This window comes from Rhodospirillaceae bacterium, from assembly GCA_002746255.1.
Classification (GTDB): Bacteria; Pseudomonadota; Alphaproteobacteria.
Map to the genome: position 1 here is coordinate 1 of NVWO01000024.1, position 19,024 is coordinate 19,024.

Genomic DNA, 19,024 nt, shown 5'->3' on the forward strand with positions numbered 1-19,024 from the left:
GCTATTTATTATTTCACTACTTGGTCTTGAGTTACTCGCGTTACACAACCCGACTTCTGCAAGTAGGTCGTTTTCATTTTGAACAAAATTTGATAAATCTTCTAGGGTAAAATCTTTCGTCATACGCAAAATATATTAGGTTTTGCACTATAACGAAGTATGATTTCACTTATTGTCTAATCCATCGTTAAAATTATTTTTTTGTCTTCAATTAACTTTCTGAGGTTAATTAAAGCATATCTCATTCTTCCAAGTGCAGTGTTAATACTAACATTTGTATCCTCTGCAATTTCTTTGAAGCTCATTTCCTGATAATGCCTCATAACTAACACTTGTTTTTGATCCTCTGGTAAAAACTCAATTAGTTCTTTTACATCACTGTGAATTTGAGATGTAATTAAATCATCCTCAATTGTTGGATCTTCTCGTTTGATGGTATCGAAAATATCAAAATCTTCTCCTCCATCTACAATTGGCATTCTTTTCTTCTTTCTGAAGTAGTCGATTACCAAATTGTGAGAAATTCTCATTACCCAAGGAAGAAACTTCCCCTCCTCATTGTATTTTTTTCTTCTGAGCGTATTTACTACTTTAATAAATACATCTTGAAAAATATCTTCTGCAAGTTGTTTATCTCTTACTAAATGCAGAATATACCCAAAAATCCGATCTTGATGACGACTAATTAATACCGCCAATGCAGATTCTTTACCGCTTAGGTAATTGCTTACCAATTCCTGATCGCTAATAATTGCTTGTGAACGCATAATACCTCCTTTTTTGAGAATTGCTAGCGCAATTCGTGATAAATAAAAATTCTAAATCAAAAAAGTAAATATTGTGCTATAGGCGTCTAATTTTAATTACTGTTTAAATGAGAAAATAATACATGTAACGCGTTAAGTTTCTCTTTATTGTGAGAAAATTATTTTTCTTCACGTATCAAATATACGAAAAAACGCGATACCTTTGCAGCCTTTAACAATTATTAACGTTTGAAATTGACTGTTAAGACGCAAATAAAGAAGGATTTAGACACAAAAAACAACATTATTATCTTAGGTGCTAAGGAACACAACCTAAAGAACATAGATGTTTCGATCCCTAGAAATAAATTGGTTGTAATTACCGGATTATCTGGCTCAGGTAAGTCTTCGCTTGCTTTTGACACTTTATATGCTGAAGGACAAAGACGCTATGTTGAGAGTTTATCTTCATATGCTAGGCAATTCTTAGGAAAAATAGAAAAACCAAATGTAGATCATGTTCATGGCATTTCGCCTGCAATTGCAATAGAGCAAAAAGTAACATCAAAAAACTCCAGATCAACCGTAGGTACCACCACAGAAATATTCGATTATCTGAAGCTATTGTATACTAAAGTGGGCAAAACCATCTCCCCTATTTCTGGAAAAGAGGTAAAAAAAGACACAATTGACGATGTTACCTCATTTATTGAATCGTTGACGAGTGAATCAAGTGTACTTCTTAAAACCAATCTTGAACTTACTAAAGACAAAAATGTTGATTTACTGAGTATTTTAAGTCAGCAAGGGTATAATCGAATTGCAGTTGATGATAAAGTTTATAAGATTCTTGATTTAGATACCATGCCTGAGGGTAAGAGTTATGAGCTGGTTATTGACAGATTTAGCGCAGACTTATCAGAAGAAGCCAATTTAAGCAGAATTAAAGACTCCGTTGAAATTGCTTTTTTTGAGGGAAGAGGTAAATTAACCATCGCCCCAATGAACGATGTTCCTGCCAGACAGTTTTCAAATCAGTTTGATCGTGATGGGATTAAATTCGAAGTTCCGAGCCTACATTTCTTTAGTTTCAATAACCCCGTTGGTGCGTGCAAAAAATGTGAAGGTTTTGGAAGTATAATAGGTATAGACCAGGACCTGGTGATTCCTAATAAGAGTTTATCTATTTATGACGATGCTGTTATGTGTTGGAAAGGCGAAAAAATGAGTGAATGGAAGCATTCGTTAGTATTGGCCAGTACTAAATTCGATTTCCCTATTCATAAGCCAATATATGATCTCACAGAAGAGCAATTAGAATTGCTTTGGACCGGAAACGAGCATTTTAAGGGTTTAAACGATTTTTTCAAATTTATTGAAGAAAAAAGTTACAAGATTCAATACCGCGTAATGTTGTCGCGTTACAGAGGTAAAACTAAATGTAATGACTGCAATGGAACACGTTTACGAAAAGATGCTCAATATGTAAAAGTTGGAGGTAAATCCATTAGTGAAATTACTTCTGTATCTATTAAAGAGAATCTGGAATTTTTCTTGAAGCTTAAACTTGGTAAGAATGATGCAATAATTGCCGACAGGTTATTGCTGGAAATTCGTACACGGATTCAATTTCTTGCTGATGTTGGTTTGGGCTATCTTACTCTTGAAAGACAGTCTTCAACGCTATCAGGCGGTGAATCACAAAGAATTAACCTGGCAACGTCGCTTGGAAGCACTTTAGTAGGCTCAATGTATATTCTGGATGAGCCAAGCATTGGTTTACACTCGAAAGACACAGAAAGGCTTGTACATGTCTTAAAATCATTAAAAAACCTGGGAAATACAGTTATTGTTGTTGAGCACGACGAAGATATCATGCGTGAAGCAGATTTAATAATTGACCTTGGTCCTGAGGCCGGAAGACATGGTGGTGAGTTGATGTTTCAAGGAACTCATAAAGACCTGATAAAATCTGAAAAGAGTCTTACAGCCAAGTATCTCACAAACAGGCTACGAGTAGAGGTTCCGAAAAAAAGAAGAAAGTGGAGTAAAAGCATTAAAGTTATTGGAGCCTGTGAAAATAACCTCAAAGGCATTGACGTTGAATTTCCGCTTAATATTTTGTGCTTAATTACCGGTATAAGCGGTTCTGGAAAATCTTCGTTGGTAAAAACAATTTTATTACCGTGTCTCAAAAAGCACTTTGACAGCTACAATGGTCACACGATTAAATCAGATAAAATAGCGGGTGATTTAAGTAGCATTAGCAGGGTAGAATACATCGATCAAAACCCAATCGGAAAATCATCGAGGAGTAATCCGATTACCTATATTAAAGCATACGATGACATTCGTAACCTTTATTCAGATCAACAATCGTCTAAGATTAATGGATACCGACCATCCCACTTTTCTTTTAATGTTGATGGTGGCAGATGCGAAATGTGTGAAGGAGAAGGCATTAATTCGATAGAAATGCAGTTTATGGCCGACATTCATTTAACGTGCGAGGCCTGCAACGGACAACGTTTTAAGGATGAGATTCTTGAAGTAGCATTTCGAGGCAAGAATATTTACGAACTGCTTTGTTTATCTGTTAATGAAGCCATCGAGTTCTTTGATGCAGAGAATAGTAACGTATTGATTATCAAACGAATMATTGAAAAACTGAAAACACTGCAAGATGTTGGTCTCGGCTATGTACAATTAGGGCAAGCTTCGAGCACGCTTAGTGGTGGTGAGGCCCAAAGGATCAAATTAGCATCATATCTAGACAAAGGCACGAATTCGAGTAAAAAACCAATTTTGTTCATTTTCGACGAACCATCTACCGGCCTACATTTCCATGACATTAAAAAGTTACTTGGTTCAATGAATCGATTGATAGACCTTGGACATTCAATAATCGTAATTGAACACAACCTGGACATCGTAAAATGTGCCGATTGGGTGATTGACTTAGGCCCTGAAGGAGGATCAGACGGTGGCGAACTACTATTTGCCGGCACACCCGAGGGATTAGCTAAATGCAAGAGATCGTATACGGCAAAGTATCTTAAGGAGAAGCTGAGGTAGGAAGTTAGAAGAGGGAAGTCTGAAGTCGGAAGTTTTTTGTGTGCTGAGAAGAGGGCTAGTATGGCATTTCAAATTGAATGCGCTGTATTATACTTAAGCATTTTGCTCACTTTCATACTGTTTTTCAAACAAATTGAAATACAGGCCTTTTTGCTTCAATAAATCATTGTGTGTGCCCAATTCTTTAACCTCGCCGTTGTCTAGTAACAGTATCTGATCGGCCCTTTGAATTGTACTCAATCGATGGGCAATGATAATTGAAGTTCTATTGTGCGTGAGTTTGGCTATTGCTTTTTGAATAACTTCTTCCGTTTCCGTATCGATAGATGAAGTTGCTTCATCCAGCACCAAAAGAGAAGGATTATAGACATATGCTCTTATAAAAGAAATCAATTGTCGCTGCCCTACTGATAACATGGCCCCTCTTTCATGCACATTGTAATCGTAATTTTCGGTAAGTTGCATGATAAAATCGTGAGCTCCTACTTCTTTTGCAGCTGCAATTATCTGTTCGCGTGAAATGGCTGGATTATTAAGGGTTATATTATTGTGAATTGTATCAGAGAATAAAAATACATCCTGCAATACAACACCAATTTTGCTCCTCAGGCTCTCAATAGAAATATCTCTGATATCACAATCATCTATTAAAATTGAGCCCTTTTGAAATTCATAGAATCTGCTGATTAGATTTATTATTGAAGATTTACCAGCACCAGTCGCCCCAACAATGGCAAGGGTCTGCCCCACTTTTACCTTAAATGAAACATTTCTCAGAACCCATTGTTCTTCTGTATATGCAAACCACAAATCATCAAACTTAACCTGGTTAGCAATTCTTGAAATCTCCTTCTCTCCATCTGTTACAATCTGCTCGTTATCAATTAGTTTGAAGACCCTTTCTGATGCCACCATGCCCATTTGCAGTGTATTGAAACGATCTGCAAGCTGCCTTATTGGCCGGAACAACATATTTATATATAGGATGAATGCTACCAAATTCCCTATGGTAACCGTATCCATTATAATTTCCTTTGCTCCAAACCACACCATTAATGCGATTGATAACGCACTTAATATCTCAACTATCGGAAAGAAAATTGAATAAGCCCAAACAGATGCGATGTGAGCATCCCGATGCCGCCGATTGATCTTCTTAAAAGCTTTCATTTCAGCATTTTCCCGGTTAAAAACCTGTATAACCGGCACCGCCAAGCAGAAGGCATACCAGCAAAAGCCATGGCCCTGTATCCAGCCAGCGGTCCAAAAGCCATCCCATGGCCGCACCGACGAAAAGCGACGCGACCATTTCAACGCCCATGCGCAGCGCCAGCCCAATGGGCGATGGCTGGGGCGGGGCGGAATTGGCCGTCGGCCGTGCGTCGCGGGCCTTCCGGATCCGGCCGGCCAGCTCCTCAATCGAAGGGGGCCGCTCGTCTTTTGTCATGGGTAGATGGCGTTCGTGTTTTGCCTCCGCTTCGGCACTGGGTCCGGGGCAACATAGGTGCGGGATTTAAGGCTGTCAAGCATCTGGAACGAAGCAATTCTGGCCAAAAAAAGGCTTTTTCTTCATGGAGTTATAAAGAACGTCTCGGGGCGGGTCAGGCGGTTTCGCGCAGTTGCTCTGCATCTTGCAGATCAACGGAAACGATCTGCGAGATTCCCTTCTCGCTCATGGTCACCCCGAACAGGCGATCCATCCTCGCCATGGTCATCCGGTGGTGGGTGATGACCAGAAAACGGGTCTTGGAACTGTGGGCGATTTCATCGACAAGGGTGCAGAAACGGTCGACATTTGCGTCGTCGAGCGGGGCATCCACCTCGTCCAGGACGCAAATCGGCGCCGGATTGGTGAGAAAGACGGCAAACAACAAGGCAATGGCTGTCATCGCCTGCTCGCCACCGGAGAGAAGCGACATGATCTGCAGCCGTTTCCCGGGCGGGCTGGCCATGATTTCGAGGCCGACGTCGAGGGGGTCGTCCGCCTCGGTGAGTTTCAGATGGGCCTCGCCACCGCCGAACAGGCGGGTGAAAAGTTCGCGAAAATGGGCATTAACCTGGGTGAAGGCCGTCTGAAGGCGGGCTTCGCCTTCGCGGGTCAGCTCGGCGATTCCCTTACGAAGCCGGGCGATCGCCGCCACCAGATCCTCGCGCTCCGTCGTCATCCCGTGGATCTGTTCCTCAAGCTCCTCAGCCTCTACCTCGGCGCGCAAATTCACAGGCCCCATGCGGTCGCGTTCGCGCGAATAGCGTTCGAATTTTTCCTCGATTTCGGCCGGATCGGGAAGGGGGTCGCCCTCTTTAATGCCTGCCACTTCGGCCACGTCTTCGGGGGCGCATTCAAGACGCTCGCGGATTCGCTCAAGGGTCGCCTCAAGGGCCTGGGCGGCCTGGGCCAGTTGCGCCTCCATGCGAATGCGCTCTTCGCGGCTTTCGGCAAGCTCCCGTTCCGCGGCCTTGAGGCCCTTGTCTTTTGCTGCCAGCTGGCTTTCGCCCTCTGCAAGGCAATCGGCGGCTTTGGTGCGGGTGTTCTCGGCGGCCTCGACCCGCAGGGCAAGTTCTTCGCGTTTGGTGGCAATTTCCGCAGGCCGGGCAGCCAGACGCTGCTGCTCTGCGTCGGCGGTCTGACGCCGTTCGGTCAAGCGGGCCTGCTGGCCCTCGGCGGCCTCGGCCTGCTTTTTCCAGGAAATGGTTTCGGCATCGATCGCGTGCAGCCGCGTTGTCCGCGCGGCGCCTTCCTGACGCAGGCGGTCATGGGTGGCCTGGCATTCGAACATGCCGACCCGCCGTTTTGAAAGCGTCTGGCGTTTTGCCTCAACGCGATTTCGCGCTGCCTGCAAATCGCCAAACTCGGCAAGGGCTGTGTTGACTGCGCGCATCCGTTCCACCGTTTCTTCGTGGTCCAGGGCGACGCGTTGGGCGTTCTCTTCAAGGGCCGAAAGTTGCGAATTTATTTCAGCGATTTTGCTGGCGATGGCCGCCTGGGCCTTGCGCGCTTCGGCAAGGGTTGTGTTTGCTTCGGCAAGGGTGCGGCGCTGATCCCGCGTCGCCTGTGCCGCCGCTTCGGCGGCCTCAACCGCGCCCTGATGGGTGTTGGTCCGGTTCGCAACCAGGCTTTCCGCCTCGACCCGTTGCCCCTGAAGTTCCTGCAATCGGCTGCGCTGACGAAGCCTGGTTGCTGCGGCCGACGGCGCTTCGGAACTGGTTTCGAACCCGTCCCAGCGCCAAAGATCGCCCGCTGGGGTTACCAGACGCTGGCCCTGGTGAAGGGACCCGGCAAGGCGCGCGCCGGTTTCGCGATCGGGGACGACGCCAATCTGGGAAAGCCTGCGGCCAAGAATGTCCGGCGCGCGAACATAGGTGGCAAGCGGTTCGCTGCCTTCTGGCAGAGCCGGGCAGTTTGAAGCGACCGGGGCGGCGCGCCAGTGAATGGGGGCATCCAAATCCGCCGCCGCGTCCAGATCGTCGCCAAGGGCGGCACCAAGGGCGGTTTCATAGCCGGTTTCAACGGCAATCGCATCGACAAGCGGCGTCCAGACGTCATGTTCGGCATTGCCGGACAGTTCGGTCAGCGCCGTTTCCTCGGCGTGCAGCTTTGCAAGGGCGTTCTCCGCCTCGTGCAGATGGTTGCGCGCCATGTTCGCATCGTCATGGGAGGCGTCGCGTTGCAGTTCCGCTTTTTCCAGCGTGTCATGCGCGTTTGCGGCGTGGGCTTCGGCGATGGCCAGTGCCTTTTCAGCCTCGTTGTGTGTTTCCGGTCCGATTCCTTCGGCTTTCAGCCTTGCCTGGCGTTCGGTGATTTCCTTCTGGTGGGCACCTGTTCGGGTCAGCCGCGCTTCCAGATTGTGCAGTTCTTCGGCAAGCTTTGTTTTGCGGGCGTCGTCGGCGGCGACACGCTCGGTCAACTCGGTCAACTCGCTCTCCAGGGCTTCCACCTCGGTGGTTGCCGTGGCCAGCTGCTCGGACGCTTCTTTTTGGGCGGTGTCTTCGCCTTCGCGGGCGTTGATAAGAATTTTTCTTTCGTCGTCCAGCCGCTCCAGCGTCATGGCCGCGTCATGGGCAAGGGCCTGTTCGCGCAGCAGATCGTTTTCGATCTGGGCAATTCGTTCGACGCATTCCCGCTGGGCCGTCTGCAGGCGCGCTTCTTCGGCGTTCAGTCCATCGCGGGCAAGCAGGAAGGCCTGTAGCTCGGCGGCGGCTTCGGCCTCGTTTTTACGAAGGTCGGGCAACGTCGCCGCCACGTCTGCCTGGGCCGTAGCGGCGGTGGCCGCGGCGCGGGTGCGATCGGTAACGTTCGTTTCCCCTTGGGCGAGCTGTGCCTCGGCGCACGTAATTTCGGCGCGGCTGGCAATCCATTTCATGTGCAGCAGCAGCGCTTCGACTTCGCGGATACGCTCGCTCAGGCGGCGATAGCGAGACGCCTGGCGCGATTGTCGTTTTAGGGCCTGCAACTGGGTGTTGAGGGTTTCGATGATGTCGTCGAGGCGCGTGAGATTCGTTTCTGCGGCACGCAGGCGAAGTTCGGCCTCGTGCCGGCGGCTGTGCAGGCCGGCGATGCCCGCCGCCGCTTCAAGCAGGCCACGGCGATCCTTGGGCTTGGCATTGATGATGGCGCCGATCTTGCCCTGGCTGACCAGGGCGGTGGAACGCGCGCCGGTCGCCGCATCGGCAAACAGAAGCTGAACATCCTTGGCGCGAACGTCCTGGCCGTTCACGCGGTACAGCGACCCTTCGCCCCGCTCGATCCGCCGCGAGACCTGGAGTTCGTCCAGATCGTTGAATTGCGCCGGTGCGGTGCGATCCTGATTGCTGAGCCACAGGGAAACTTCGGCAAGGTTGCGCGCCGGACGGGTTACCGTCCCGTTAAAGATTACGTCGTCCATTTCGCCGCCGCGCATCTGTTTTGCAGACGTTTCGCCCATGGACCAGCGCAACGCTTCGACAAGGTTCGACTTGCCACAGCCATTCGGCCCGACGATGCCAGTAAGCCCGGATTCGATCACAAGTTCCGTCGCATCCGCGAAGGATTTAAAGCCCATCAGCGAGAGTTTCAGAAACTGCACGTCAGTTTCCTTCTGCTTCCTTCAGGAGGGGGGCGAGAATTGCGTCGAGATCTTCCAGGGATGCCGCGCCGACATATTTTTCACCCTGGATGATAAGGGTAGGCGTCGAGGTGATTTCATATTCCTTTTCACCATAGATGCGTTCTTCCAGGATGGCATCGCCAAGGGCCGTATTCTGCATGCAGGCGGCGAAGCTTTTCGCATCGATGCCAGCCATCTTGCCGAGATTCATAAGCTCCGTTCGTGGATCGTTCGATCCCGCCCATTGCCGCTGGCGCGCAAACAACATGTCGAGAAACGGAAAATATTTTTCTTCGGACGTGCAGCCGGCAAGCATGGCGGCTTTATGGGCGGTGTTGTCGAGGGGGAAATTGCGATAGATGAACCGGACTTTCCCGGTGTCGATGTATTTTGCTTTTAAAAGCGGCAGAATCTCAATGTGGAACCTGGCGCAATGGGAGCAGGTGAGGGACGAATAGTCGAGGATCGTCACCGGGGCGGTTTCCGATCCAAGGGCATGTACCGGCCCCGGCGCCGCGTCGATGGTGCCACCGGCGTCCCCACGCGCACCGTCCCCGGAATCACAGCCATAGACGGGCAGGATGAGAACCGTAAAAAACAGGATATGGCGGATAGCCCGCCGGAGGCCCACAAGATATAGCATTCTGTCGGGCAGTATAAGCGTGGCAGCGGAAACCGGCAAGTCGCGTATCCGTCGCGTATCCGATGGCAAATCGGCCTATTTTCCGGGCTCTATTCCGGGGCCGGTCTTGTCTCTGGCGGATGCCTCGACGGCTTCGCCGAGACGGGCGAGGGCCTGGTCAAGGCTAGCCTGGTCAAGGCTGCTGTCGTTCTTAGACGATGCCTTTGCCGCGTTCGGCGGTGGCTCAGTCGTGGCCGCTGGTTTTGCGCGCGGTTTTTTCTTTGTCGTTCCTGCCGGCATGTCTTGAGTAAGCCGTAGCTTTTTGACAGCCCCGTAGCCTAGAAAGCCGTTGATCCGCTCCAGCAACATCGGCTCCAGATGCTGCAACTCTGTCGCCAGATTGCTGGCGACAGCGAGATGCAGTGTGCCGTCGCTGCGCGACCCTTTCGAAAAGACAAGCTTCCTCGGCAGGCTTCCCTGGCTAATGGCCGGTCCGACGATTTCCGGCCATTTCGTAATCAGTTTGGCAATCGCGCCCCCCCGGCGGCCCAGGGCCGTTGTGGTGATGGAAGGCACAAGCTGGGCCAGAGATCGCGTTCCAACCCGTTTTGAAGACAGGGGCATGGTGGCGTTTCCTTTTTCCTTGCCGGGCTGGCATGGATCGGTCCGGGGGGCCATGCTAGGCCCGAAGGGACAGTCGGGCAATCGGCGCGATGAAGGAAGTGCTTGATCCGGGGCCATGGCAGGAAAACGCAAAATATCGCAAAAAAAGATGGCGGCGACGCCCGCCCGCCTCGTGGGCGCGCTGCTTCGCTGGTACGACCGGGGGCACCGTTCCTTTGTGTGGCGGGCGGCGAGCGGTGCAACACCGGACCCTTATCGGGTCTGGCTTAGTGAGGTCATGCTGCAACAGACCCAGGCGGCGACCATGGAGCCCTATTTCCGAGAATTCCTCGATCGCTGGCCGACCTTGGAAGACCTGGCCCGGGCCGATCAGGACGCGCTGCTCCATGCCTGGCAGGGGCTTGGCTATTACAGTCGTGCACGAAACCTGCTGCGCACGGCCAAAATTGTCGCCGGCGAGATGGGTGGCCGGTTCCCGGAAGAGGCCGGCGAACTTCTGGCCCTTCCCGGCATTGGTCTCTACAGCGCTGCGGCCATTGCGGCCATTGCCTTTGAAAAACAGGCGACGGTCGTTGACGGCAATGTCGAACGCGTGATCGCGCGTCTTTTTGCAATCACCGATCTGCTGCCCCAGGCAAAAAAGCAGATCCGGGACTGTGCCGAAACGCTCACGCCCAAACGCCGTCCGGGCGATTATGCCCATGCTATCATGGAGCTTGGCGGCACCCTTTGTCGTCCGGTCCGCCCGGATTGCCCCCATTGTCCGTGGTCATTTGCCTGCGAGGCCCATGCCCGCGGTCTGGAAGGTGAGCTTCCCCGGCGCGTCCGGCGACCGCCCCGCCCGACGCGGTATGGCGTTGTCTTCTGGCTCAGGCGGGGGGATGGCGCCGTCCTGCTGCGTCGCCGTCCGGAAAAGGGGCTTCTCGGCGGCATGATGGAATTTCCTTCTACCGAATGGCGGCAAGAAACATGGGCCCCAGAAGAGGCATGGTCCCATGCGCCGTTGCCGTCGGCAAAGCTCGTTTCCAAGGCATCGCTGCCGGGAAATGTGCGCCACGATTTWTCCCATTTCCGGCTGGAACTTTGTGTCGTCATGGCAGATGTCATGGCAAAGCCGCGTGGCTGCGTGCTGGCGCCGAAAAACGCGGTCTGGTGTTTGCCGGACCGGTTTGGTGACCATGCTCTGCCATCGGCCATGGGAAAAGTGATCGGCCATGTTGGTGGCGCTATCGGGGAACCTGCCGGCGACGAGCCCCGGTCGTGAAGTCGGTGTTGGGACCCCTACGCAAAGGCTTTGTGCCTTGTGCGCACGCCCGGATAGGTCGCCTTCAGGAAGACGCGCGACTCGGCAAGGATCTTGTCCACCTGGCGGGCAAGGGTGATCGCGCGGGGAAACGCGCCGCCCTTGCAGGCCGCTTCGATGGCGGCGGCGTGGCGGCTTAATCTGGAAAAGCCGCAATTGCCGGCGATGCTTTTAAGGTCATGGGCATTTTTGGAAAGCGTGTCCGTATCGCGATTTTTTACGGCGCGACGCATGGCGTCCGCGTGGGTGCCGGCGGTTTCGTCAAAAAGAATCAGAAGGTCGATCGTTGATTCCAGCCCGACCATCGCTTCAAGGTCGGCAAGCATGCCCGGTTCAAGAAGCGGGGGGTCGTTTTGTTTCTTTTCCATGATGGCTTCTCCACCGTTCGTCCAGCGTTCGATCAGCGCAATCAATTCATGGGCGGCGATCGGCTTGGCCGCAAAATCGTTCATGCCGGCCTGGTAAAAATTTTCCTGATCGGCAGGTGTGCTGTTTCCGCTAAAGGCAATGATGGGCAATTGGCGTTTTGCATTGGAAAGCGCGCGAATGGCCCGGCTCGCGTCGAGGCCGTTCATCGCCGGCATTTCGATGTCCATCAGGACAAGGTCGCAATCCCCCTGCCGTACGGCCTTGACGGCCTCCGCACCATTGTCGACGCCGTGGGCTTTAAACCCGGCAACGCGCAGGATTGTGAGCACGATGTTCCGCATCGCCGCGTTGTCGTCGGCGACAAGGATATGCGCCGCGCTGCGTTGCGTGCCCAGGTGCCGTGTGGCCGCGTCGCCTTTTGCGAAGAGGAATGTCGGCTCTGCCGCGACCGGCGGGTGCCGGATTGGTGTGTGGGCAGCCTGCGTTTGCGTTTGCTGCGCGCGGGGTCTTAAGAGAGTGGGTCTTGTGTTTCTCATGGCCCGGTTCCTTGATCCGGCCCCTGTCCGTTGGGATCATGCCCCCTTTGACTTTTTTATTCGTCGTTTGTTCCCAGGACATCGGGTTGTGCATGCACACGTTATAAGATGAATTGTTTCCTTTTCATGCAACCATTAGACGAGTAAATGGTTAATAAAGCTTTAATTGGGCGCTGCTCCGCAACGTCTTGAAAAGCAGAATTTTTTTGTGTGATTTTGCTTGCGAAGCGCAGGGGGCCGCTGATTGCTGGCCGGTTTCCCAGGCTTTCTAGCGGGGCTCCGCGCGCAGGCGCTGGCGTAGTTCGTCGATCAGCGCCGGGCCTTCGTTTGATTCGTAATGCCAGAACGTCCAGCCATTGCAGGACGGGCTTCCCTGAGCAAGCGCGCCGATCTGATGGATGGAGCCGCGCTGGTTCATGAAGGCGAGATTGCCGTCCGAGCGGATTTTTGCGTGGAAGCGTCGCTGGGCATCGAAAAGCACATCCCCAGGTGCCAGCAGACCGCGTTCGACCAGCGAGCCGAAGGGAATTCGGGGTTCGTTCCGTTTTGATGGCGTGTGCAGCAGTTCCGGGTCGGTCGTTTCCGTGATGGCGTCGATGCGTTTCCGGGCGAAATCTGCATAAACGGGGTCTTTCTCGATGCCGATAAAATTGCGACCCAGTTTTTTGGCGGCGGCCCCGGTCGTGCCCGTTCCAAAGAAGGGATCAAGAATAACATCGCCCGGTTGCGTCGCGGCAAGGATTGTACGGTAAAGCAACGACTCGGGTTTTTGGGTTGGATGGACTTTGCGTCCGTCCTGGCGCAAACGTTCCTTGCCGTTGCAGATGGGAAGCAGCCAGTCGCTGCGCATTTGCAGGCCTTCGTTCAACGCCTTCATGGCGTCGTAATTGAAACGGTAGCGGCTTTCCTTTTCCCGGGTGCACCAGATAAGGGTTTCATGGGCGTTTGTGAAGCGGCGTCCCCGGAAATTCGGCATCGGGTTCGTCTTGCGCCAGACAACATCGTTCAGGATCCAAAAACCGATGTCCTGAAGCTGTGTGCCGATCCGGAAAATATTGTGATAGCTGCCGATGACCCAAAGCGTGCCGTCTTTTTTCAGAACCCGTCGCGCCGCCGTAAGCCAGTTTTTCGTAAATTCGTCATAGGCGGCGAAGGTGGCGAATTTGTCCCAGTCGTCGTTGACCCCATCGACAAGGCTGTCATTCGGTCGCCGTAAATCGCCTGAAAGCTGCAAATTATAGGGGGGGTCGGCAAACACCATGTCGACCGAGGCCGGCGCCATGGCGTTCATTTGCGCGATGCAATCGCCGACATGAATTTCGTTGCGCGCGGGCGGTTTTGTTTGCGTCATGGCGGGAGGATGGGGAAAGCACGCGGCGAGGTCAAAGAAAAAAACGCAAGAATCGCCTTTGAATCAATATGTTAGGAGGAAATCTCCGCCAGACTCAAGATGTGGGGGATGGGCCGGAAACTTCGCCTGTGATGTGGGGTGACGCCATGGGCAAAAAGGGCGTCGCGGTGCTTCGCCGTGCCATAGCCGGCGTTCCGTTCCCAGCCATAGGCCGGGTGCCGTTGCGCCAGCCGCGCCATCAGCCGGTCGCGGGTGACCTTGGCGACGATGGAGGCGGCGGCGATGGAAAGGCTGATCCCGTCACCGCGCACGACGGTGCGCACCGGACAGGCAAGCGACGGCGCCTGGTTGCCATCGACAAGGGCCAGGTGAGGCGCAATTTTCAGCGCCGCGACGGCACGCGTCATGGCCAGCATCGTCGCATTCAGGATGTTGAGGCGGTCGATTTCCCGAACACTGGCCGCGCCGATGCCGATGTCGATGTCGCTAAGGGAAAGCAGTCTTGCCAGAACCTGTTCGCGGCGTTTTGGCGTCAGCAATTTTGAATCCTGCACCAGAGGGCCGAGGTCTTCTGGAAAGGTGGCGGGGTCAAGCACGACGGCGGCGGCGACAACCGGACCGGCCAAGGGGCCGCGCCCCACTTCATCAACCCCGGCGACCCGACCGGGAATGCCCGTTTCAAGGGAGAAATCCGGCAATTTTTTGCTCCACGTATTTTCGCACCTATGATTCTAGCATGGATCGTTGGGGCCCAAACCCCGGTCCGCTGCGGGACAGGCCCGGGCCATCTATTGCCAGAGCTATATGACGGCGTTGCTTCTGTGCTAAACAGGCGAAAAACCAGGCGCGTTTTTCCCATATCGCACATATCGCACATATCGCACATGGCGCAACGGCCCCTTCTCAGCATTGTCCTGCCCACCTGGAATGCCGCTGCGCATCTTGAGGCGACCCTTGTGGGCCTCTGCGAAAGCGGCCTTGCCCTTACTTATGAAGTGATTGTTGCCGATGGCGGCTCGACGGATGGCACGGTTGCGATTGCAAAACGCTTTGGGGCCAAAATCGTGACGCCAACCAAAGGAACGCCGCCCGGTCGTGGTCACCAGCTGCGCGCGGGCGCGGATGCGGCACATGGGCGCTGGCTTTTTTTCCTTCATGCGGACAGTGTGCCGACGCCGCAATGGGCGGGCGCGGTTGTGACCTTTCTTGACGCGCCGGAAAATGCAGGCCGGGCGGCAGCGTTCCGCTTTGCTCTTGCCAGCGACGCGCCTGCGGCACGGCGGCTTGAAAAAATCGTCGCGCTGCGTTGCCGCGTCCTTGGGTTGCCTTATGGGGATCAGGGGCTGCTTCTCTCACGCGCCCTTTACGATGCCATGGGCGGTTTTTCACCACTTCCAATCATGGAGGATGTCGAATTTGTCCGCCGTCTGGGAAGGGCGCGACTGCGCCTGCTTGATGTGCCCCTGGCGACGTCGGCGGAACGGTATGAACGGGACGGCTATTGGCGACGGTCGTTGCGCAATTCTCTTTGTCTCACCCTTTATTTTCTCGGCCTGCCTTCCCGGCAGCTTCGCCGCCTCTACGGATGAGGCGCCAAGGCCACCTGGTTCTTTTCGCGAAGGCACCGCGCCTGGGCCGGGTCAAGCGACGCCTTGCCCGCCAGATTGGCAGCGTGGCGGCGTTGCGCTTTCATCGTCAGACGGCGGCGGCCATGCTTAAAAAACTTTCCCATCCCCATTGGCGGCTCTCGCTTTTTCTGACGCCTGATGATGCCGGGGGGGTTGGTTGCGTCTGGCCGCAGGCCAAACCGGCGCGCCGGATGGGCCAGGGCCTTGGCGATCTTGGCCAGCGCATGGCGCGGGTTTTTCAAAATTTGCCGCCCGGGCCTGTTGTGCTGATCGGTTCGGACATTCCAGACATCACGCCCGACGATATCCGCGACGCCTTTCGCGCCCTTGAAGATCACGATGCCGTCTTTGGCCCGTCTCCCGATGGGGGGTACTGGCTCGTCGGGTTTCGCCGTCGCGTTCTTCCCTTTCATCCTTTTCAGGGGGTGCGCTGGTCCTCGCCCCATGCGCTTGCGGACACGCTTTGCAATCTCACCCATCTTCGCGTCGCGCATCTTGCAAGCCGCGAGGATGTCGATACGGGGGCGGAATATCGCCGTTGGCAGCAACGCCAGAAATTGAAAGCTAGCGTTCCTGAAGGCGGGGCATGATCTCGACGAAGTTGCAGGGACGATAACGGCTATCCAGCTGCCAGCGTAAAATGCCCTCCCAGCCATCTTTGCAGGCGCCCGGCGAACCGGGAAGCGCGAACAGAAAAGTGCCGCCGGCAACGCCGCCCGTGGCGCGCGACTGAATGGTCGAGGTGCCGATTTTATCAAAACTAAGCGCGCGAAAAAGTTCGCCAAAGCCTTCAATCTCTTTCTCATAGACTGCGCGAAAGGCCTCCGGCGTTACGTCGCGTCCCGTAAGCCCGGTGCCACCTGTAGCGATGACGCAATCCACCAAAGGGTCTGCGATCCACGTCCTCAGCTGGGCAACGATCTCTGCGACGTCGTCGTGCACAATGGCGCGCTGGACCAGTTTGTGACCGGCCCTGGTTGCGGATTCGGCAAGCACATTGCCGGATTTGTCATCTGCTTCATTGCGCGAATCCGAGACTGTCAGGACAGCGATGTTAACGGGAATAAAAGCCCGTGATTCGTCAATTGCCATATTCAGCCACCTCGTTGCCATCCTTCAGATTGTCCAGCGCAACATAGCTTGGCCATGCGCCGCCAAGGATCGCATCAAGCGACGGCGCCGATTGCTGCAACCGGTTGCGATAGACCCAGAGATTGCGAAAAACCCGTTTCACGAAAATGCGCGTTTCCCTGGAAGGAAGGCTTTCAATAAAAAGAAGCGCGTCATTGTCCTTGGGCATCCTTTTCTGCCAACGCGTCACGCGGCCAAGGCCGGCATTGTAGGATGCCGTCAACAGGAACAGATTGCCCCGTACCCTTTTGTTGCTGAGAAGGTGCAGGATGAATTTTTGCCCGATCGAAAGATTCAGTTCCGGCTGGTAAAGGTTTTTGCGGTGGACGCCGGAAAAGGGTCGTCCGCGAACCATCAGATTGGCCGTGCGCGGCATCAGTTGCATAAGGCCATGGGCACCGGCCGGACTTTTCGCCCGGACGTTGAACGTGGATTCCTGATGCATGATTGCGTAGAGAAGCGCGCGATCGACCGCGTAGCCTTCCTTCGGTATCCATGGCGGGATCGGATAGGCCGCACCGGGGTGGCCTTCGCCGTTGCTCAGCAGACCGGAAAGGCGGAGGGAAAGCGAAGGCAGGCGGAACCGGGCGGCAAGTGCCAGAACCGGGCGGGCAAGCTCCGGCTTGGCGGCAACGGCGCGAAGTTCGCGTGCTGCCCGATAGGTCTGGTCGATCTCAATCAGGGCAATGGCCCGGACGCCGCGCGTCGTTGCTTCAATGCGACCCACATCTTCGCGGGTGAGGTGCGGAATGTCCCAGCGATAATCCGCTTTTAACCCAAGCGCCCGCCGCGCGAGAATACCGTAAAAGGCCTGCGGGTAATCTGCGGCCACGGTCAGCCAGCGGCTGACATTTTGCGGGCGCCGCTGAATCAGTTCGTTGCGGGCCGCCCAGAAGGCGCCGGCCGTTTTTAAGGCGGGGGCGATATTTTTGAGCATTGCCAGGGTCTGAAAATGTGTCGCCGCCACGTCGACTAAATGAAGCCGCCAGGCGGCCTGCCCGGCCGTCCAATGGGCGTCCGCGAACGTTGTGCCGAGGGCTGCGCCGGAATTTTGCAGGCTGGCCATCGCCATGGCGTGGGCCTTTTCGTTCTCGCCCTGGCTCAGATAGCCATTGGCGAGCATGGCTTGCAGCCGGTCATGGTCGATGCTGCTTAAATAGCGGTTCGTGCGCTGGTTCAACAGTACGGTTTCGGCGCTTTCCGGCCGGCCTTTGCGCAGCCGGTGGCGGATTTGCGACCGTAATTTACGAAAAACGCGTTGCGCTTTTGCCGAACGGGGCGGGCCCGTTTCCGTCTTTGCGCCAAGCTTTTCCATCCCGGTGATGTAAACGCCGACGGGCCGTTTTGGCGCGCGGGTATTTTTTGGTTTTCGGTGCAGCGCCAGTTTGTAAATACGCCGGGCGTCGGGATGATCTGCATAAAGATCAAGCCAGCGCCGCAACTCGGCAAATTTTGAGCGATAGGCCGTCGGGTGCAGGTAGCGTTGCGCCTGGAGATGCCCGATCAGCAGCGGGTTTTCGAGTTTTTTTATCTGCCGGTCGGCGGCGGCCCACTTTCCTTTCTTCTGCAGGGCGAAGCTTTTTCGATAGCGTTGCCGGTCATCCGGCGAAAGCACCGGTGTGAAGACGGCGTGTGAGGCGGCGGCGACGATCTGTTCAGCGGGCGCTGCCCGTTCGACGGGCACTTCGGCGCGGGTTGCGCCAAAAGCGGTGCCGCCGAAAGCGGTCAGGAGACAGGCCAGGAGAAACCTTCCCGGCCAGGTCGTGATGCGCGCCCGAAGCGGGGTGGGTTGCTTGAACATGGCGCTTTCCTTAACGGAATCCGAAGCGGTCGGCAAGGTTTCGCCGCGCGTCAAGGCATGGCTCCAAGCTTCGTCTGGATTTCCAGAAAATCGGCCCAGGCGACGCGCTTTTGAATTGGCGAGCGCAAAAGATAGGCGGGGTGGAAGCTGGCGATCGCCGGGATCGGCCGGCTCATTCCCGGACTTTCATATTCGAACCATTTCCCGCGCAGCGTCATGATTCCCTCATTTCGGGCCATCAGCGTTTTTGCTGCGACGCCGCCGAGGAGCACAAGCATGTCCGGGTCCACAAGTTCGATATGGCGCGCGACGAAGGGCAGGCAGGCCGAAATCTCCGCCGGGGCCGGCGGGCGGTTTCCGGGCGGGCGCCAGAAGAGGACGTTGGCAATGTACACGGACGTCCGGTCCAGTCCGATCGCCGCTAGCATCCGGTCGAGCAGCTTGCCGCTTGAACCAACGAAGGGGGTGCCCTGACGGTCTTCTTCAGCGCCCGGGGCTTCGCCGATCAGCATCACTTTGGCCTTCGGGTTGCCGTCCGCGAAGACAAGATTTGCCGTTTCTTTTAAGGGGCATCCCTCGAAAAGAAGAAGCGCCTGGCGCAGCTCTGCAAGAGTCGTTGCGGAATCAGCAAGGCTGTGCGCGCTGTTCGCTTCGGGCGATGCGGTCTCGGGCGATGCGGTCTCGGGCGATGCGGTCTTGGGCGATGCGGTCTTGGGCGGTGCGGTCTCGGGCGATGCGGTCTTGGGCGATGCGG

16 protein-coding genes are annotated in these 19,024 nt (G+C 54.5%); 4 read left to right on the forward strand and 12 right to left on the reverse strand.

Going from position 1 to position 19,024, the window contains the following annotated elements:
* Positions 1-176: 176 nt before the first annotated feature.
* Positions 177-767 carry an RNA polymerase subunit sigma-24 gene (locus COA65_09785; protein ID PCJ57214.1) on the reverse strand — a complete coding sequence of 197 codons (591 nt, stop codon included), beginning with the start codon at positions 765-767 and terminating at the stop codon, positions 177-179.
* A 252-nt stretch (positions 768-1,019) separates the two neighbouring features.
* Here COA65_09785 and uvrA point away from each other — a divergent pair, with 252 nt between their 5' ends.
* Positions 1,020-3,821, forward strand: a complete 2,802-nt coding sequence (gene uvrA / locus COA65_09790) for an excinuclease ABC subunit A (protein ID PCJ57228.1) — start codon at positions 1,020-1,022, stop codon at positions 3,819-3,821.
* Positions 3,822-3,914: 93 nt separating this feature from the next.
* On the opposite strand, the gene COA65_09795 is transcribed toward uvrA, so the two are convergent.
* The 5 genes from COA65_09795 to COA65_09815 all read right to left on the reverse strand — a co-directional run bounded on the left by COA65_09795 (position 3,915) and on the right by COA65_09815 (position 10,268).
* Positions 3,915-4,991 carry a hypothetical protein gene (locus COA65_09795; GenBank protein ID PCJ57215.1) on the reverse strand — a complete coding sequence of 359 codons (1,077 nt, stop codon included), beginning with the start codon at positions 4,989-4,991 and terminating at the stop codon, positions 3,915-3,917.
* Between the two features lie 16 nt (positions 4,992-5,007).
* Positions 5,008-5,268 (reverse strand): hypothetical protein, encoded by a 261-nt coding sequence (locus tag COA65_09800; GenBank protein ID PCJ57216.1) that lies wholly within the window; start codon positions 5,266-5,268, stop codon positions 5,008-5,010.
* Positions 5,269-5,422: 154 nt separating this feature from the next.
* Positions 5,423-8,884 (reverse strand): chromosome segregation protein SMC, encoded by a 3,462-nt coding sequence (gene smc / locus COA65_09805; protein PCJ57217.1) that lies wholly within the window; start codon positions 8,882-8,884, stop codon positions 5,423-5,425.
* A 1-nt stretch (position 8,885) separates the two neighbouring features.
* The gene (locus tag COA65_09810; protein ID PCJ57218.1) at positions 8,886-9,548 is read right to left on the reverse strand and encodes a disulfide bond formation protein DsbA; all 663 of its coding nucleotides are present in this window, start codon (positions 9,546-9,548) and stop codon (positions 8,886-8,888) included.
* A 75-nt stretch (positions 9,549-9,623) separates the two neighbouring features.
* Complete coding sequence (locus COA65_09815) at positions 9,624-10,268, reverse strand: hypothetical protein (GenBank protein PCJ57219.1); 645 nt, start codon at positions 10,266-10,268, stop codon at positions 9,624-9,626.
* Here COA65_09815 and mutY point away from each other — a divergent pair.
* Positions 10,267-11,415, forward strand: coding sequence for an A/G-specific adenine glycosylase (gene mutY, locus COA65_09820; GenBank protein ID PCJ57220.1), 1,149 nt, complete (start codon positions 10,267-10,269; stop codon positions 11,413-11,415). The two genes, COA65_09815 and mutY, sit on opposite strands and share 2 nt — an antisense overlap.
* Positions 11,416-11,432: 17 nt before the next feature.
* On the opposite strand, the gene COA65_09825 is transcribed toward mutY, so the two are convergent.
* From COA65_09825 to COA65_09835, 3 genes are all read right to left on the reverse strand, one after another.
* Positions 11,433-12,359: a hypothetical protein gene (locus tag COA65_09825; protein PCJ57221.1), complete on the reverse strand. Its 927-nt coding sequence runs from the start codon at positions 12,357-12,359 to the stop codon at positions 11,433-11,435.
* A gap of 268 nt (positions 12,360-12,627) precedes the next feature.
* Entirely contained in the window at positions 12,628-13,710 is a 1,083-nt protein-coding gene (locus tag COA65_09830; protein PCJ57222.1) for a modification methylase, read from the reverse strand.
* 71 nt (positions 13,711-13,781) lie between these two features.
* Positions 13,782-14,408 carry a ribonuclease HII gene (locus COA65_09835; GenBank protein PCJ57223.1) on the reverse strand — a complete coding sequence of 209 codons (627 nt, stop codon included), beginning with the start codon at positions 14,406-14,408 and terminating at the stop codon, positions 13,782-13,784.
* Between the two features lie 186 nt (positions 14,409-14,594).
* On the opposite strand from COA65_09835, the gene COA65_09840 reads away from it, so the two are divergent.
* Positions 14,595-15,299: a glycosyl transferase family 2 gene (locus tag COA65_09840; protein ID PCJ57224.1), complete on the forward strand. Its 705-nt coding sequence runs from the start codon at positions 14,595-14,597 to the stop codon at positions 15,297-15,299.
* The gene (locus COA65_09845; GenBank protein PCJ57225.1) at positions 15,296-15,928 is read left to right on the forward strand and encodes a hypothetical protein; all 633 of its coding nucleotides are present in this window, start codon (positions 15,296-15,298) and stop codon (positions 15,926-15,928) included. The genes COA65_09840 and COA65_09845 overlap by 4 nt, the downstream gene beginning before the upstream one ends.
* On the opposite strand, the gene moaB is transcribed toward COA65_09845, so the two are convergent.
* Genes moaB through COA65_09860 form a run of 3 tightly spaced genes read right to left on the reverse strand, consistent with a single transcriptional unit; the run spans position 15,903 to position 18,872 of the window.
* Entirely contained in the window at positions 15,903-16,430 is a 528-nt protein-coding gene (gene moaB / locus COA65_09850) for a molybdenum cofactor biosynthesis protein B (protein PCJ57226.1), read from the reverse strand. The two genes, COA65_09845 and moaB, sit on opposite strands and share 26 nt — an antisense overlap.
* Positions 16,420-18,324 (reverse strand): transglycosylase, encoded by a 1,905-nt coding sequence (locus COA65_09855; GenBank protein PCJ57227.1) that lies wholly within the window; start codon positions 18,322-18,324, stop codon positions 16,420-16,422. The genes moaB and COA65_09855 overlap by 11 nt, the downstream gene beginning before the upstream one ends.
* Positions 18,321-18,872, reverse strand: coding sequence for a uracil-DNA glycosylase (locus COA65_09860; GenBank protein PCJ57229.1), 552 nt, complete (start codon positions 18,870-18,872; stop codon positions 18,321-18,323). The genes COA65_09855 and COA65_09860 overlap by 4 nt, the downstream gene beginning before the upstream one ends.
* Positions 18,873-19,024: the final 152 nt, after the last annotated feature.

Coding starts and splice junctions, on each gene's coding strand:
- COA65_09785 (PCJ57214.1), bottom strand. CDS start 767: ATGCGTTCACAAGCAATTATTAGCGATCAGGAATTGGTAAGCAATTAC.
- COA65_09795 (PCJ57215.1), bottom strand. CDS start 4,991: ATGAAAGCTTTTAAGAAGATCAATCGGCGGCATCGGGATGCTCACATC.
- COA65_09800 (PCJ57216.1), bottom strand. CDS start 5,268: ATGACAAAAGACGAGCGGCCCCCTTCGATTGAGGAGCTGGCCGGCCGG.
- COA65_09810 (PCJ57218.1), bottom strand. CDS start 9,548: ATGCTATATCTTGTGGGCCTCCGGCGGGCTATCCGCCATATCCTGTTT.
- COA65_09815 (PCJ57219.1), bottom strand. CDS start 10,268: ATGGCCCCGGATCAAGCACTTCCTTCATCGCGCCGATTGCCCGACTGT.
- COA65_09825 (PCJ57221.1), bottom strand. CDS start 12,359: ATGAGAAACACAAGACCCACTCTCTTAAGACCCCGCGCGCAGCAAACG.
- COA65_09830 (PCJ57222.1), bottom strand. CDS start 13,710: ATGACGCAAACAAAACCGCCCGCGCGCAACGAAATTCATGTCGGCGAT.
- COA65_09840 (PCJ57224.1), top strand. CDS start 14,595: ATGGCGCAACGGCCCCTTCTCAGCATTGTCCTGCCCACCTGGAATGCC.
- COA65_09845 (PCJ57225.1), top strand. CDS start 15,296: ATGAGGCGCCAAGGCCACCTGGTTCTTTTCGCGAAGGCACCGCGCCTG.
- moaB (PCJ57226.1), bottom strand. CDS start 16,430: ATGGCAATTGACGAATCACGGGCTTTTATTCCCGTTAACATCGCTGTC.